General features: G+C 56.3%; 16 protein-coding genes. 8 read left to right on the forward strand and 8 right to left on the reverse strand.

What is annotated here, in order from left to right:
- The first annotated feature begins 7 nt into the window (after nucleotides 1-7).
- From RUESEDTHA_RS08770 to RUESEDTHA_RS08780, 3 genes are read left to right on the forward strand one after another with little or no spacing between them, the layout of a single operon-like run.
- On the forward strand, nucleotides 8-1,159 hold the full coding sequence (locus tag RUESEDTHA_RS08770) for an aromatic ring-hydroxylating dioxygenase subunit alpha (protein WP_180886256.1): 1,152 nt from the start codon (nucleotides 8-10) through the stop codon (nucleotides 1,157-1,159).
- A gap of 18 nt (nucleotides 1,160-1,177) precedes the next feature.
- On the forward strand, nucleotides 1,178-1,651 hold the full coding sequence (locus RUESEDTHA_RS08775; protein WP_180886258.1) for a hypothetical protein: 474 nt from the start codon (nucleotides 1,178-1,180) through the stop codon (nucleotides 1,649-1,651).
- 12 nt (nucleotides 1,652-1,663) lie between these two features.
- Nucleotides 1,664-2,722, forward strand: coding sequence for a ferredoxin--NADP reductase (locus tag RUESEDTHA_RS08780; protein ID WP_180886260.1), 1,059 nt, complete (start codon nucleotides 1,664-1,666; stop codon nucleotides 2,720-2,722).
- 78 nt (nucleotides 2,723-2,800) lie between these two features.
- Here RUESEDTHA_RS08780 and RUESEDTHA_RS08785 read toward each other — a convergent pair whose 3' ends face one another.
- Nucleotides 2,801-3,454: a glutathione S-transferase gene (locus tag RUESEDTHA_RS08785; protein WP_255431661.1), complete on the reverse strand. Its 654-nt coding sequence runs from the start codon at nucleotides 3,452-3,454 to the stop codon at nucleotides 2,801-2,803.
- A 453-nt stretch (nucleotides 3,455-3,907) separates the two neighbouring features.
- Between RUESEDTHA_RS08785 and RUESEDTHA_RS08790 the strand changes: the two genes are divergently transcribed.
- The 3 genes from RUESEDTHA_RS08790 to RUESEDTHA_RS08800 all read left to right on the forward strand — a co-directional run bounded on the left by RUESEDTHA_RS08790 (nucleotide 3,908) and on the right by RUESEDTHA_RS08800 (nucleotide 8,203).
- On the forward strand, nucleotides 3,908-5,665 hold the full coding sequence (locus RUESEDTHA_RS08790) for an adenylate/guanylate cyclase domain-containing protein (protein WP_180886262.1): 1,758 nt from the start codon (nucleotides 3,908-3,910) through the stop codon (nucleotides 5,663-5,665).
- Nucleotides 5,666-5,927: 262 nt separating this feature from the next.
- Nucleotides 5,928-6,749 (forward strand): MBL fold metallo-hydrolase, encoded by an 822-nt coding sequence (locus tag RUESEDTHA_RS08795; RefSeq protein ID WP_180886264.1) that lies wholly within the window; start codon nucleotides 5,928-5,930, stop codon nucleotides 6,747-6,749.
- A 38-nt stretch (nucleotides 6,750-6,787) separates the two neighbouring features.
- Nucleotides 6,788-8,203, forward strand: a complete 1,416-nt coding sequence (locus RUESEDTHA_RS08800; RefSeq protein ID WP_180886266.1) for an FAD-binding oxidoreductase — start codon at nucleotides 6,788-6,790, stop codon at nucleotides 8,201-8,203.
- Between the two features lie 36 nt (nucleotides 8,204-8,239).
- Here the strand turns inward: RUESEDTHA_RS08800 and RUESEDTHA_RS08805 are convergent, their stop codons facing one another.
- From RUESEDTHA_RS08805 to RUESEDTHA_RS20850, 3 genes are all read right to left on the reverse strand, one after another.
- Nucleotides 8,240-8,722: a fasciclin domain-containing protein gene (locus tag RUESEDTHA_RS08805; protein ID WP_180886268.1), complete on the reverse strand. Its 483-nt coding sequence runs from the start codon at nucleotides 8,720-8,722 to the stop codon at nucleotides 8,240-8,242.
- Nucleotides 8,723-8,891: 169 nt separating this feature from the next.
- Nucleotides 8,892-9,431, reverse strand: coding sequence for an adenine phosphoribosyltransferase (locus RUESEDTHA_RS08810; RefSeq protein ID WP_180886270.1), 540 nt, complete (start codon nucleotides 9,429-9,431; stop codon nucleotides 8,892-8,894).
- Between the two features lie 80 nt (nucleotides 9,432-9,511).
- Complete coding sequence (locus RUESEDTHA_RS20850; protein WP_255431662.1) at nucleotides 9,512-9,646, reverse strand: hypothetical protein; 135 nt, start codon at nucleotides 9,644-9,646, stop codon at nucleotides 9,512-9,514.
- 106 nt (nucleotides 9,647-9,752) lie between these two features.
- On the opposite strand from RUESEDTHA_RS20850, the gene RUESEDTHA_RS08815 reads away from it, so the two are divergent.
- Complete coding sequence (locus tag RUESEDTHA_RS08815) at nucleotides 9,753-9,926, forward strand: hypothetical protein (protein WP_219635839.1); 174 nt, start codon at nucleotides 9,753-9,755, stop codon at nucleotides 9,924-9,926.
- A 4-nt stretch (nucleotides 9,927-9,930) separates the two neighbouring features.
- Here RUESEDTHA_RS08815 and RUESEDTHA_RS08820 read toward each other — a convergent pair whose 3' ends face one another.
- Both RUESEDTHA_RS08820 and RUESEDTHA_RS08825 read right to left on the reverse strand, forming a co-directional pair.
- Nucleotides 9,931-10,560 carry a LysE family translocator gene (locus tag RUESEDTHA_RS08820; protein ID WP_180886274.1) on the reverse strand — a complete coding sequence of 210 codons (630 nt, stop codon included), beginning with the start codon at nucleotides 10,558-10,560 and terminating at the stop codon, nucleotides 9,931-9,933.
- Between the two features lie 52 nt (nucleotides 10,561-10,612).
- Nucleotides 10,613-11,629, reverse strand: a complete 1,017-nt coding sequence (locus RUESEDTHA_RS08825; RefSeq protein WP_180886276.1) for a DUF418 domain-containing protein — start codon at nucleotides 11,627-11,629, stop codon at nucleotides 10,613-10,615.
- Nucleotides 11,630-11,866: 237 nt separating this feature from the next.
- Here RUESEDTHA_RS08825 and RUESEDTHA_RS08830 point away from each other — a divergent pair, with 237 nt between their 5' ends.
- Entirely contained in the window at nucleotides 11,867-12,724 is an 858-nt protein-coding gene (locus tag RUESEDTHA_RS08830) for an alpha/beta hydrolase (protein WP_180886278.1), read from the forward strand.
- Nucleotides 12,725-12,727: 3 nt separating this feature from the next.
- Here the strand turns inward: RUESEDTHA_RS08830 and RUESEDTHA_RS08835 are convergent, their stop codons facing one another.
- Both RUESEDTHA_RS08835 and RUESEDTHA_RS08840 read right to left on the reverse strand, forming a co-directional pair.
- On the reverse strand, nucleotides 12,728-13,600 hold the full coding sequence (locus RUESEDTHA_RS08835) for an S-methyl-5'-thioadenosine phosphorylase (RefSeq protein ID WP_180886280.1): 873 nt from the start codon (nucleotides 13,598-13,600) through the stop codon (nucleotides 12,728-12,730).
- 72 nt (nucleotides 13,601-13,672) lie between these two features.
- The gene (locus RUESEDTHA_RS08840; RefSeq protein WP_180886282.1) at nucleotides 13,673-14,233 is read right to left on the reverse strand and encodes a hypothetical protein; all 561 of its coding nucleotides are present in this window, start codon (nucleotides 14,231-14,233) and stop codon (nucleotides 13,673-13,675) included.
- Nucleotides 14,234-14,281 lie beyond the last annotated feature (48 nt).

Below are 14,281 nucleotides of genomic sequence, written 5' to 3' on the forward strand. Positions count from 1 at the left end.
ATGTGAGATGACCAAGATGTATCACAATCTACCGGTCAAGGCTTATACCGGACAAGACTGGTTCGACCGCGAACAACAGACGATCTTTTCCCGCACGTGGAGGTTTGCGGGATTGGTCGAGGATATCGAAGGCCCGGGACATTACATTTCGGTTCAAGCGGGCCTGAACAACCTGTTCATTGTGATGGGGCGTGATCACCGGCTGCGCGCCTTTCACAATATCTGCCGCCACCGGGGCACACAGTTGATCCGCGCCGTGGGCAAGACGCAAAAGGCACTTACCTGTCCATATCATGACTGGACTTACGATCTGGAAGGCAACCTGATCTCGGTGCCCGATGAGGCGTCCGAGTTTCCCAATGGCATTGATAAGTCCTGCCTGGGCCTGAAACCGGCCAGCGTGGATGTCTGGCGCGGCATGTTGTTTGTTCACCCCGACCCGGACGCGCCGACCTTGGCGGAATGGTTTGGGGACGTTGATCCCTTCCTAGGTCCTCATCACCCTGAGGAACTTGTCGAATATGCAGAAGGGCGGAACAGCTACGAGATCAGGGCCAACTGGAAGATCGTTGTTGAGAACTACATCGACGTCTACCACCTGAGCCATCTGCATTCGAACACGCTGCATATGTATGACCATGCCAAGGCCGAATACGGGTGGAAGGGGCCGCATTATCACTTTTGGGAGCCCCCGTCGGCTGAGTATGCAAAGAACCACGAATCCAACATACCTATGCCGCGCACGATCCCCGAACCGCATGTCGGGGCGTGGGTTCCAATGCTGTTTCCCGGCATTGGTATCGGGGCCAGTGAAGAAAGTTGGAACCTGTTCATCATCACGCCACTAGCCCCCGACCTGACACGGATTGAGAACCGGACAAAGCTGGCGAACGCGTCGGACTGGGCGTTTCAGACGCAACAGTGGAAAAGCTGGGGTTTCTGGAAGGATTTCGGGGGTGCAAAATATCAAGGGGATGACGCCGCTGGTGAAGATGACCCCATGGCGTCCGGAGATTTCACGACCGAGGATATCTATGCCTGCGAACAGCAGCAGAAATCTCTGAAAAGCCCGTATCTTGAAATCGGACCGGCCGGGGTGGGTGAAAACCCGATCATCCAGCACCAGAAAGTGGTGCTTGAGTTCATGCAAGACGACTGAACGATGCAGAGACAGATCATGAGAGCAATCCAAGCCACCCTGATCGGAGCCGCGATTGCCTCGGCCTTGGTGCTGACGGCACAGGCGGACGCCCCCGAGGTTATCGCGGCACGCATCCTGCAAGCCCAAGACGAACAAGGCCTGCTGGCAACATGGGGAAACTGGCACCCCGATGCGACACATCGGATCATCCTGAAATATGGCATGGGGCAAAAGGACGATGTCTTTTCATACCCGGTTGCCGAAATCACCAATGCAAAGGACCCACAGCTAGCCAAGGCTTTGGAAGGGTACAGGGAAACCGCACGGTCGGCACCTCAGATCACTGTGGGGCCCAAGGACGAAGTTCAGCGCGTCACCGCACTGACACATGTCGATTATGATTGGCGCGGCTATGCTGGCAAAATGCGTCAGACAGATGAGTTTGTCTTTGAAACCTATTTGGGCGAGCTGGTCGTCCTTTCATTGACCTCGACATATGACTACCGATGACAGGTTTCCCTGATGCAACGTGACTTTCATCCACTGACCGTATCCGGCCTTCAAAAGGAAATCGGAGGTGCCGCAACCAGTGTCACCTTTGACGTTCCTCAGGTCTTAGCTGGTTTGTTTCAATGGACAGCCGGACAACACTTGACGGTCAGGTTTCTGATCGACGGTATTGAACAAAGGCGCAGTTATACAATCTCAAACCCTCCGGTTTCCGCGCTGCGTATTACTGTGAAGCGCGTGGAAAATGGAATTGTCTCGAACCATATCGGCGACACGCTGTCGGTTGGGGACAGGGTCGAGGTGATGCCACCCTTCGGGCAGTTCACCTTAATCCCCGGTGCTTTGCAGCGCCGTACCCACTATTTCTTTGGTGCCGGTAGTGGCATCACACCGCTGTACGCGATGATCAACGCAGTGCTTGCGGACGAACCTCATTCCGTGGCCCACTTGATCTTTGGAAACACCAATGCGAACAGCATCATTTTCCGTGACCCGTTGGAGCGACTGCAAACGCAATATCCGCAGCGGTTCACGCTGCGCCATGTTCTGTCCCACCCTTCGATGCTCAGTTGGTTCAGCCCTTGGCGCACCGGACGACTGGATGCAGACGCCGTTCAGGCCGCCATTTCAGAAACTCCGCCAGTTGCGCAAGACACTCAGTACTGGATCTGCGGACCGGGCAGCATGAATTCGGACATTCGGGCTGCGCTGCAAAATCTGGATGTCCCTGCCGACCGCATTCATACCGAGAGTTTCGGTGGAGATACCGAAAGTGACCTGAGTGTTTCCGGGGTCGCGGCGACAGCCCGAATTCAATTGAATGGCGCATGGCACGACGTTTCGGTTGCGGCCGGTCAAACCATATTGGACGCTGCTCGGTCAGTAGGGCTTAGCCCACCATTTAGTTGCCAATCCGGAGTCTGCGGTGCCTGCGTGGCACACTTATCCGAAGGCACCGTCCATATGCGAAACAGAGCTGCACTTGAAGCAAAGGATATTTCCAAGGGGTTCATACTGTGTTGCCAAAGCGTAGCCACGCAAAAGAATATTGTTTTGAGGTTTGAGGATTAGTTTATGTTCGGTGGTGAACTTAGGCAGTTCAGGTTGCGCAAGAACGGCAGATATGGGCTGTGCTGCCGGGTGCTGCATTCAGCCGTTGAACAGAACCGGAGCATCACCTTCCGACCAAGGTGTGCGTTTGTGCATAACAAGCGAAAACACTGCGCTGTCCAAGAACCGATCCAGCCAAGCCACTAAATTCGGCCACTCCTGCGCGTCAAACCACGCCCGGTCTATATGTGCAAACTGGCGAACAAATGGTAACAACGCCAGATCGGCTAGGGTAGGTCGATCTCCGAAAAGCCAGGTCCGGCCAACTAGCTGCTCGTTCAGGTCGAGCAAATAGCCCGATGCTTTTCTGCGTTCTTCTTGGACATCTAAATCTGGAAATCGCGTGGCGTATTTTGTGTGGTCCAATGCGTCCTTGAATGGGCCATCATTTACCGTAATGAGGTCCCAGCCTACTTGAGGCATCTCCAAAAGTCGCTGTGGATCACTGTGTTTAAGCGCCCAAATCATGATCTCAAGGCTTTCGTCTAGAACCTTGTCTGTAAGTCGAAGCGAGGGCACTGTGCCGGAAGGGGATGTCTGTAAGAAGGCCGCTGGCTTGTCCCTCAAGAGAATTTCGCGCAGTTCGACAGTGACACCTGAGCTTGCCAACGCCAACCGGGCCCTAATCGCGTAGGGGCAGCGACGGAACGTCCATAAGATAGGGTGATCAGCCATAAGGGCATCTATCTCCATTCTGCCAATGCGGTCAAACCATCCATTTCGCATCACTGGTCAAGCTAACGTGCGTTTCACTCGCTGTCGTTAGGGGTATTGGGGCAGATGACGCTTTGATCTAGGCGAGGATGCGCTCATCCGATTGATCTGATTATGCGGCGGACTTGCAGTGCAACAAGCACATAGTTTGGAGTGCCTTTCGTTTGAACCTTTCTTGTTGTTTTGGAATGGTCTGCCCGCGTCTGATGTAAACATCAGGGGATGTGTGGTTTTATAAGCTTTCGCGGTAACGCCAGTTCTCTTTGCATCTTTGACAGCAACGGCACGTCGCGATATTTGCTCGTCTTCTTTTAGACTTGCAGGACGGGAGCGCCGCGCCCAGAGTGCGGAGCGCCGCTCACTTCAACTCGTTAAGTGCGTGTGCCATACTTCTTGCGATAGGAAACGAACAACGGGATACCCAAGGAGAACGTGACGCAGTCCGTACCAAACCGCCGTCTGGCTGCCATCCTTATCGCAGATGCGGTTGGATTTTCGACACGAATGGCCGAAGACGAGGTGTCTGCGTTACGCGCGATAAATGCATGCCTTGAAGCCTTGGAAACTGTCGCAGGGCTTAACGGTGGCCGCATCGTTAAAACTCTGGGGGATGGATTGCTGGCCGAATTTGCCTCGGTCGTAAATGCAGTTTCCGCAGCGGCCGCGATGCAAACCCGATTAGCTGAACGCGCCAGAGATTTGCCTGAGGCCGCCAATTTCGACTTTCGCATCGGTGTACATGTCGGCGATGTTGTGGCCTCGGGCGACGACCTGCTGGGCGAAGGGGTAAACGTCGCAGCGCGCCTCGAAGCTGCGGCTGATCCCCGAGGCGTGCTGATATCGGCCAGTACCTACGAGCACGTGGCCGGAAAACTTGAATTGCAATTTGAAGATCGCGGTTTGCTAAAGCTTAAGGGCATTCCCCAGCCAGTTGGCGTTTTTGCTTTGCCGGGATTGGCTGCGCCACCGGCCCCGGATGCGCCGACACTTCCCAATAAACCCTCTATCGCGGTTTTACCTTTTATCAACATGTCGTCCGATCCCGAGCAAGGGTTCTTTGCCGATGGGTTGACGGAAGATATCATCACAGCTTTGGCGTCGGTGCACACTTTGTTCGTGGTGTCGCGCAACTCGTCTTTCACCTATAAGGGAGCCGCCGTTGACGTACGAGATGTCAGTCGCGATCTGGGCGTTGCATACGTTCTAGAAGGTTCAGTGCGTCGCGCAGGCCAGCGGTTGCGCATATCCGGTCAATTGATCGATGCACGGAGTGGTGCCCATCTTTGGGCGGATCGTCTTGACGGAAATCTGGACGATGTTTTCGAATTGCAAGATCAGGTAACCAAAGCTGTCGTTGCTGCAATCGCGCCTGAAATCCACATTGCCGAGCAAGCGCGGGCAGTGTCAAAACGCCCCGAGAACCTGACTGCATATGACCATCTGCTGCGGGCTTTGTCGTCTTTGGGTCGGGCACAGACACGACAGGCAATTACACATGTCGATGCAGCGATCCAAGCGGCGCCAAACTATCCCAGAGCGCTTGGGTTGCGCGCTTGGCTGCACACTCTTCAGAATGGCTGGCTGGGTGAAGACAGGTTTGAAAACCACGCCCGGGCTGGGTTGTCATGCGCCGAGAAGGCACTTGAACAAGGCGGTGACGATGACGAAACAGCCGCCTATGCCCATTACGCTCAGGCTTACTTTTCCGACCTCGAAGCGGACCGAGCGCTGACGTTCTTTCGTGGAGTGACGCATCGACGGCCCAGCTTTTTGTGGGCGTTGACATCTTTGGGCATCCTCGAAGGACTACAAGGTGATGCAGAGGCTGGAATAGACTATGCCGCGCGCGCCATTCGCCTATGCCCGCGCGATCCACTGGCATTCCGAGCCCATCTCGCCATGTGTTGTTCAATTTTCTACTCCAACCGACCTGGCGTTGAATACCTTCCGCATGGTCGCGCGGCACTTGCCCAAAACCCGACAATTTTCTCGACATACGTCCAATTCGTGACTTGTTTGCACGAAGCTGGTGAAGAGCGGGCGTGTGCTGTGGCGAAGCGCGAACTTTTTGCAAGGTGGCCGGACGCCTCGGTCAGCAGATACAGATCATTGTTTTTGCAAAACAGGAACTACAACCGTCATGCTGATAGAATTGATGAGCGAATACGCGCGACTGGAATTCCGGAATAAGTGAGACTGGCACTGTTGAGGCGTCCTCTGCTGCCTATCCGGCGGTGATTATCCGGTTAGGATAGATTTGGCGTTTGCGCCCGGGGCGTTGTCTTAGAGATCGCATTCAAGGACGATAGTTTTTCGACGTTAGGGGAAGTGTACCGATCGAACGGGGTAGGGGGCGCTGCCCCCGTCGCGGCAAGCCGCGCCTCCCCCGAAGTATTTTTGAACAGAAGAATAAGGGGCATGACTTGGCGAACGCTTGCGCTACAATCAAGTCATGCGTTGGACGGTAGCAGCGGCATTGTTGGTGATCTCGGGTGGGGCGGCGGCGCAGGAACGACGGCCCAGCCACTGTATTGCCATCGCCGACGCGGCGCCGGGGATTGAATATGTTCATAAGGCTTCGTGGCAGGACCCGGTTCCCGAATTTTCAGTTCGGATCAGCTATGTCGCTCATGCCTCTTTCCTGATTCAGACGCAGGGTGGATTGAACGCGGTGACGGATTTCACCGGCTTCATTGGCGGTGCTGATCTGATTCCTGACATTGTCACCATGAATCACGCCCACAGCACCCACTGGACTGCTCATCCTGATCCAGCCATTCCGTATGTTCTGCCCGGTTGGGGAGAGTTCGGGCAAGGTATCGACCATTATCTTGATCTGGGTGAGATGCTGGTGCGCAATGTCTCGACCGATATCCGCTCGGCCTATAGTGGTATCGAAGAACGTGGCAATTCCATCTTCGTATTCGAGGTCGAAGGGCTGTGCATCGGGCATCTGGGTCATCTGCATCATGTTCCGTCAGACGAGCAATTCGCGGCGCTGGGCCGGTTGGACGTGGTAATGGCCGCCGTGGATGGTGGTACGACCATGCCATTGCCGGATATGATCCAGGTGCTGAAACGGTTGAAAAGCTCGGTCATTATTCCGATGCACTGGTTTTCGGGCTTTTCCCTGGATCGGTTTCTGGTCGATATCCGTGATGAATTCCCTGTGCAGCGGGACGGGGTTTCGGAAATTACGGTGTCTTTGAAGACACTTCCCGACCGGCCAACCGTTGTTGTTCTGGAGCCGCAATACCTGATCGATCTGGAATAGGGCTTGTGGCACAGGCGCGGCTTGGGCATGGAAAGGGCATGAGACTGAACCCGGCAGATGATACCTTTGCCCATCGCATTCGCGCCGCTTTGGGTGACGATGTGCTGCGACACGTATCCGAGCGATATGTTGAGGAACCGCGCCGCCGGTTCCACGGTAAGGCCGGGCTGTTGGCCCTGCCGCGGTCGGTTCAGGAGGTTTCGACTCTGGTCCGGTTGGCGTCAGAGGCGACTGTGCCGGTGGTTCCGTACGGTGGCGGTACGGGGCTGGTTGGTGGCCAGATCATGCCCGACGGCCCGGCCCCGTTGCTTGTTTCGTTAGAGCGGATGTCCGCAATCCGCGCCATCTATCCTACTGAAAACCTGATGATTGCCGAGGCCGGCGCAGTCCTGGCAGATGTTCAGTTGGCTGCCCAGAATCAGAATCGTATTTTTCCCCTCTCGCTGGCGGCGCAGGGGTCTTGCAGGATCGGCGGGAACCTTGCCACCAATGCGGGTGGGGTCAATGTGCTGCGCTATGGCAATGCGCGTGATCTTTGTCTGGGTCTGGAGGCCGTTTTGCCGAACGGCGAGATTTGGAATGGCCTAAGCCGCCTGCGGAAAGACAACACCGGGTACGACCTGCGCAACTTACTGATCGGGGCCGAGGGTACGCTGGGGATCATCACGGCAGCATCGCTTAAGCTGTTTCCACGCCCGGCAGCCACCGGAACTGCGATGGTGCAGGTGGTCTCACCCGAAGCGGCGATTGATCTGCTGGCCTTGGCCCGAGACCAGATGGGCGACAGCGTCAGCGCGTTTGAGTTGATCCACCGCCAGGGTTTGCAATTCCTGTCCGAGGTTTTGCCTAACATCCGACAGCCTTTCGCTGCGCATCCCGAGTGGTCAGTATTGATCGAGGTCGGGTTATCTGCCGGGCAGTCACCAATGGATGCACTTGAAAGGCTCTATGAAGCGGCGGATGCGCGAAATCTGGTCGTGGATGCGGTGATCGCGCAAAGTGAAGCGCAGCGCATGGACCTTTGGTCTGTTCGCGAACATATCCCCGAGGCCAACAGGTTGATCGGGTCGGTGTCCAGCCACGATATCTCGGTCCCGATCTCTGAGATACCTCAGTTTATTCGCAAAGGCGCGGGTGTGATCGAAAAGATAGGTCGCTTTCGCATCAACTGCTTTGGGCATCTGGGCGACGGCAACCTGCATTACAACGTCTTCCCTACGCAGGGACGTGACCGATCAGAATTTGATGGGGTGAGGGCCGAAATCAAAGGCGCGGTCCATGACCTTGTGTACGCGTTCGGTGGATCCGTGAGCGCAGAACATGGCGTAGGGCGCCTGAAAGTGGGCGATCTGGAAAGATACGGAGACCCGGTCAAGCTGGACGCGATGCGCGCCATCAAGGCGGCGCTTGATCCGAAGGGGATCATGAACCCCGGTGCGGTGTTGAAGGTGTAAGCGCGGCCCGGGCTTACCCGGGCCGCCAACAGGTGTCTATGAAGCGGGCAGAATGACCTTGTCGATCACATGGATCACGCCGTTCGACGTTTCGATATCCGCCTGAACGACCGATGCGTCATTGACCATAACGCCATTGTCCAAGTCGATCGTAATCTCTCCGCCTTGGACTGTGGCGGCCTTCATGTCATCGGACAAATCCCCTGACATAACTTTGCCGGGAACCACGTGGTAGGTGAGGATAGCAACCAGTTGGTCTTTGTTCTCAGGTTTTAGCAAGGTTTCAACCGTGCCCTCGGGCAGGGCCGCAAAGGCCTCGTCAGTTGGTGCGAATACCGTGAACGGGCCTTCGCCCTTCAACGTATCGACCAGTTCAGCCGCCTGAACCGCAGCGACAAGTGTTTCAAAGCTGCCGGCACCGACGGCTGTGTCGACGATGTCTTTCGAGTGGCCATCCGCGAAAGCGGTTGATGAGACGAACAGGCTTGCTACGCCAGCGATTGCGAGTTTGCGAAACATGATAAACTTTCCCTTGTTGGCATGCCTTCAGCGGCATCAACAGGGGTACGGGGAACCCTTGAAACAGGATCATTGAATATGTCTATTGCGTTGGGTTGATCTGGGGCAGGCTGGCGCTAAGCCAGCCTGTGCTGGAACTTCCACTCACGATTCTGTGATCGGTTGACCGCTAAAGCCCTTCGAATTCGCAGAGAACGTGCACATCCATACCCATGTCTTCCAGCACCTTGCGACCCCCCAATTCGGGAAGGTCGATGATGAACGAGCACGACACGATCTCACCGGCCAGCCGCTCGATCAGTTTGATACCTGCTGCGGCGGTTCCGCCAGTTGCCAGAAGATCGTCGACAACCAGGATCTTTTCACCGGGTTGGATGGCATCATCGTGGATTTCGACAATCGCCTCGCCATATTCCAGCTTGTAATCTTGGCTGATTGTGGTCCCCGGCAGCTTGCCCTTTTTTCGGATCGGCACAAAGCCAACGCTAAGTTGGTGTGCGATTGCCCCACCCAGAATGAAGCCGCGCGCCTCAAGCCCGACGACCTTGTCGATCTGTTCGCCTGCATAGGGGTGCAGCATCTGGTCGATGGCCATGCGGAACCCGCGAGGGTCAGCGAACAGCGTCGTGACATCGCGGAACATGATCCCTTCATGCGGGAAATCAACGATTGTTCGTATGTAATCCTTGACCGACTTGTTTCTGGACATGTCCAACCCCTTTGGCGTGAAAACACGCTGGGCTGTTTGGCCCATTGGCATCGGTCATGCAAGAAAAGATTGCCGCCGTATTACTTGCGGTTTTTCGAAACCGAGTTCGGCAACCCGTAATAACGATACAATGCGGCAGGCAGCCACGAGAGGTGAGGTTTGCGCCAGTTACGCTGATCTCGCAACAGAAATGCCTGAGCTGCGTGAAGGTTCATTGCCATAATCCTATTTTATTGTTAGGTGCTCGATAACTACATCTTCTATGCTATGTATATACAATGCATCGCTCAAAGAATCAAGGTTTTGATGGGGACAAGGCGCGTGGGAAAGAAAGACGGCAAGGGTTCTACCAAGAAAAACAGTCAGTTGGTTTTGCGCCTGGATAAGGATGAACGCGACGCTTTTGTCGAGTTGTGCAAGGAATTGGATACGTCGGCCGCGCGGGAAATCCGGCGGTTCATTCGCGGCTTCATGAAGGAAAACGCCAGCGACTGACGGGTCAGGCCGGGCGTCGTAATATCGCGGTCGCCACACCCATACCGATTAAGGTCAACCCGCCGAACCGTGTAATTGCGGTGATGACGTCCGCGCGTCCGATCATAACGCGCAACCGATCAGCCAACAGCGCATAGGCCAGCGCGTTGAGCCAGGCCAAGCCCACGAAGGTGGCGATCAGAATTGTGAATTGAGGGCCCAAAGGCTCTGCCGGGCGCAGAAATTGTGGCACGAACGCAATAAAGAATGCGATGGACTTGGGGTTCAGGGCGGTGACGGCGGCTGCATGGCCAAACACACTGCGCGCCGTGACATCCCGCCCAGATTCCACGGTTTCCAGCCCGCCAGATGGGGCGCTGCGCAGCAGTTTTATGCCCAGCCAGACCAGATACGCCGCGCCAACCCATTTCAGAACAGAAAATAGTGTAGCTGACGCCAGAACCAGCGCGCCCAGTCCAAGCAACGAGGCCGTCATTGCCACAAGATCCCCCAGCGCCACACCAGTGGCCGATGCAACGGCGACGCTTCGACCCTTTGACAAAGCGTAGCTGAGAACCAGCAGAACAGTCGGTCCAGGGATCAGCAACAGGGCTGTTGATGCAGCGACAAACGCCAGCCAAAGCTCTAGGGACATGAGGGTTCCTTTCGGGACAGTCGTGACACCAAGCCTTGCCCAAGCGCGAAGGTCAAGCCCGGCGAGGCTCGGTAACACGGCGCATCAGCGCTTCAAGCGGGCCGCGTTTGAATTTGCGCGCCCAAATCACCGCAAAAACCGATGATACGGCGCAGAACCCAAGCGCATAAGTTACGACTTGCAGCGCGGATAGCGAGCCGTTCAGAAGTCCGGCTGCCTCTAGAATGCCCATTCCGATCAGGATATGCGCCATATACAGCGTCAGGCTCATCCGTCCGGGCGCGGTCAGGGCAGGGGCGAGACCGGTTTTTTCAATCCGTGGCCAAAGTTTCAGAAGTAACCCGATTGCCATGCAGGATGTGCCACTTCCCGCGAGGATGTAGAACGGCCCCGGCGGAATGGACTCAGTCCCCAGATAGGTCGCAAGTTCGGGGCCAGACACCAGAATCTGAGGGAATGCAGCCAGTACTGCCGCACCAAACCCCCACATGATCAGACGATGCTGAATGCAGATTGTGTTTAGCTCTGACCGACCGATCGCCATTCCAATTAAAAGGAACGCAGCCCAAGGAAGAACGGGGTGCCAGCCGTTGAATAGCGTGTTGCGCAAGAACCCCGGCATTGTCCAAAGGTCTGTATATGTCAGCGTGGCCCAGTCCCACCCGCGATCATAGTCGAGTACAAGGTTCGCCGGGATTGCCAGACCGACGATTACAAGCGCGCCTGCCCATAGGCCGCGTGTTGTCGAGGTCAGAAACGCAGCGCCCACCACGAAATACAGCGCGTAGAAATGCAGGATATCGGCATCGAACACGTTCATGTTGATCAGACCCAGCACAAACAAAAACGCTGCGCGCCGCAATAGGACCAAAGCCGGGACGCTGGACAGACCCACGCCTACCCCGGCCAGAATGACGAACAGCGCCGCCGCGCGCCCTTCCAGCGCATCGACAAAGGTGGTTGCCCAACCATTGCCGGGCGCAACCTGCGCAGCAATGCGGAAATTCACCAATACCATGCCGCAAAATGCAAAAAAGCGAGCGGCGTCCAATGCGTCTAGTCGTTTCATGTCTGTCCTTGCCTCAACTGCCCCTGCTTGTCGCAACTTTGTGGCGCAACTGGGGCTGCGGTCAGTAAACAAATCGGGAGGTCAGCTACGCAGTTTCAGCGGTTGACTGCGAATTGGCCGGGCGTCTGGCGTATCGGCAACAGTCTAAAGATTGCATTAAGCCGCGCGCCTGAACCTTGAAACGAGCGGCAGCTCCCCCAAACTCAGATCATCCGGCACCTAACCGGGAGGAGAGCAATGACCGACACGCACAACGAAACCGCGCCTGTGTTCAAGCGCGAGGGAAGGTCCGCAGTATTCAAGAGCGTTCTGATTTTGGCGGTCGTCCTTGGTGCAGCGGTCTACGCTGGCATCGTGGGGTATATGTACCTCAACCAGCAATCTCTGCTGTTCAAGCCGGACGGAGACCTGCCAGAGCCCCGCGCAGTCGGTCTGGCCGATGTAGATGTGATCTCGATCCCGATGGCAGATGGCGCAGTCCTGACAGCGTGGAGCGCGCCTCCGGCAACAAAAGGGGCACCGACGGTCCTGTTTTTTCATGGCCAGACCGGAAATCTGGGGGATCGTGCGGATCGTATGCGCGAGATCCTCAATAGCGGCTTTGGTCTGTTCGCCCCCAGCTATCGCGGCTATCCCGGCAGCGAGGGCGAGCCGTCCGAGCCAGCACTGATAGCAGATGCAATCCAGATGTACGACAAATTGGCAGGCGAGGGCGCGGATATCGTGCTGCATGGTCAAAGCCTTGGCACGGGTGTGGCTGCAGCGGTGGCAGAGCAGCGTCCAACCGCGCAACTCTTAGTGCTGGAGGCACCATTTACCGCCACCGTCGACGTAGCCGCAGAACGGTATCCGTTCCTTCCGGTTTCTCTATTGATGAAAGATCAGTTCGCGACCAGAGAGTTGATTGACCGCGTTACCGTGCCCACTTTGATCTTTCATGGAGCCGAAGATGAAACGGTCCCATTGCATCACGGTCAGGCACTGGCTGACATGGCAGGCGACACCGCGCAGCTTCACGTTATCCCGGAGGGCACCCATAACGACCTGTGGTCCCACGGGCTGTGGGATGAAGTTCAGCAAACGCTGGCGCAATAAGCGTCAGAGCACGCGCCCGGCAACGGCATCCAGCTTGGCAAGCAACGCCGGGTCGCGTTTGTCAGGCGCAGTTAGGATGGCATATTCCAGTGCCCGGTCACATCCGTGCGGACAGAGTGCGCGCTGGACTCCCAGCAGGTTCGGCAGACCTTTGACCAAGGCGCGACCTTTCTCGGCATTGCCTGTCAGCGTCGCGATAATTGATGTCACGTCGACCTCACCATGGTCGGGGTGCCAACTGTCATAGTCAGTGACCATCGCGATTGATGCATAACAAAGCTCGGCCTCGCGCGCGAGTTTTGCTTCGGGCATGTTGGTCATGCCGATCACATCGCAGCCCCACTGTTCCCGATACATCTTGGATTCTGCCAGGGTCGAGAATTGCGGCCCCTCCATTGCCAGATAAGTTCCGCCGCGATGGATATTGATACCAGCGGCTTTGCCTGCCGCTTCACAGGCATCCGACAGGCGCGGGCAGGTCGGGTGGGCGACACTGACGTGTGCGACGCAACCCGAACTGAAAAAGCTTTTTTCCCGTGCAAAGGTTCGATCAATGAACTGATCGACGATCACAAAGTCACCCGGTGCCATATTTTCGCGGAACGACCCGCATGCAGATACCGAGATCACATCCGTCACACCAAGACGTTTCAGCGCGTCGATATTGGCGCGATAAGGCACATCGGTTGGCGAATGAACGTGACCCCTTCCGTGACGGGGCAGAAATGCCATGCCCACCCCCTCCAGAGATCCGGTCAGAATTTGGTCCGAAGGGTCACCCCAAGGGGTTTCAACGGTGACCCATTCGGCGTTCTCCAGCCCGTCGATGTCGTAGATGCCTGATCCGCCAATGACTGCAATCTTGGTTTGGGTCACGTGAATTCTCCGGTTGAGGTGGCTGCATCTGGATTTGTGGGCTGTGTCGTCCTGATTGACAAGAGGGAATGCCTAATGCTGTGACGTCAACAGGTTACGGGCCTGCGCTTGGTGTCGAAAATCCTGCCAAGCCGCATCGAATTCTTGCAACGGCCAAGTCAGGTCCTGCGCTTGCCCGTGCCGGTCGCGGAAAACAAAACGATATCCATCGCCGTCCAGCATCGCCTGAACGATCTCATCTGCGCGCGGCCCTTTGAATCTGCAGCCAAGCCCCGTCAGGCAGCCTGGCCTGCGCGTGCGCCAGGCAACGCCCTGCTCTCCATCAATGCGAAAGCCCGAGGGCGAGAACAGGGTTCCCGGCTCTATGCCAAACTCGATTTCCACGCCGTCGGGGGCCGGGGTGATGAATATGTACTGTGCTCCAAATTTGGGTCGATAAGAAAAGACCTCGGCGCGTCGGATATAGCACCGCTGTTTCAAGGCGCCGTATTCTTCGCGTTCATCGCAGATCGAATTCCACACGCCGTGGGATGCGTAATGCGTCACGCGCCAATTGCTGGCAGTGTCATTGCCCTGCAGGTCTTGCGCAAGCACAGTGACCGGGGCCAGTAGAAAAAGGATCAACCATCGCATGCCGCATAGGTGCGTGCATTGGTTCAACTGTTCAATTCACGACTTTGC

Origin of the sequence: Ruegeria sp. THAF57 (assembly GCF_903914075.1) — a bacterium.
GTDB lineage: Bacteria > Pseudomonadota > Alphaproteobacteria > Rhodobacterales > Rhodobacteraceae > Ruegeria.

Coding starts and splice junctions, on each gene's coding strand:
- RUESEDTHA_RS08770 (WP_180886256.1), top strand. CDS start 8: ATGACCAAGATGTATCACAATCTACCGGTCAAGGCTTATACCGGACAA.
- RUESEDTHA_RS08775 (WP_180886258.1), top strand. CDS start 1,178: ATGAGAGCAATCCAAGCCACCCTGATCGGAGCCGCGATTGCCTCGGCC.
- RUESEDTHA_RS08780 (WP_180886260.1), top strand. CDS start 1,664: ATGCAACGTGACTTTCATCCACTGACCGTATCCGGCCTTCAAAAGGAA.
- RUESEDTHA_RS08785 (WP_255431661.1), bottom strand. CDS start 3,454: ATGGAGATAGATGCCCTTATGGCTGATCACCCTATCTTATGGACGTTC.
- RUESEDTHA_RS08795 (WP_180886264.1), top strand. CDS start 5,928: ATGCGTTGGACGGTAGCAGCGGCATTGTTGGTGATCTCGGGTGGGGCG.
- RUESEDTHA_RS08800 (WP_180886266.1), top strand. CDS start 6,788: ATGAGACTGAACCCGGCAGATGATACCTTTGCCCATCGCATTCGCGCC.
- RUESEDTHA_RS08805 (WP_180886268.1), bottom strand. CDS start 8,722: ATGTTTCGCAAACTCGCAATCGCTGGCGTAGCAAGCCTGTTCGTCTCA.
- RUESEDTHA_RS08810 (WP_180886270.1), bottom strand. CDS start 9,431: ATGTCCAGAAACAAGTCGGTCAAGGATTACATACGAACAATCGTTGAT.
- RUESEDTHA_RS20850 (WP_255431662.1), bottom strand. CDS start 9,646: ATGAACCTTCACGCAGCTCAGGCATTTCTGTTGCGAGATCAGCGTAAC.
- RUESEDTHA_RS08820 (WP_180886274.1), bottom strand. CDS start 10,560: ATGTCCCTAGAGCTTTGGCTGGCGTTTGTCGCTGCATCAACAGCCCTG.
- RUESEDTHA_RS08825 (WP_180886276.1), bottom strand. CDS start 11,629: ATGAAACGACTAGACGCATTGGACGCCGCTCGCTTTTTTGCATTTTGC.
- RUESEDTHA_RS08830 (WP_180886278.1), top strand. CDS start 11,867: ATGACCGACACGCACAACGAAACCGCGCCTGTGTTCAAGCGCGAGGGA.
- RUESEDTHA_RS08840 (WP_180886282.1), bottom strand. CDS start 14,233: ATGCGATGGTTGATCCTTTTTCTACTGGCCCCGGTCACTGTGCTTGCG.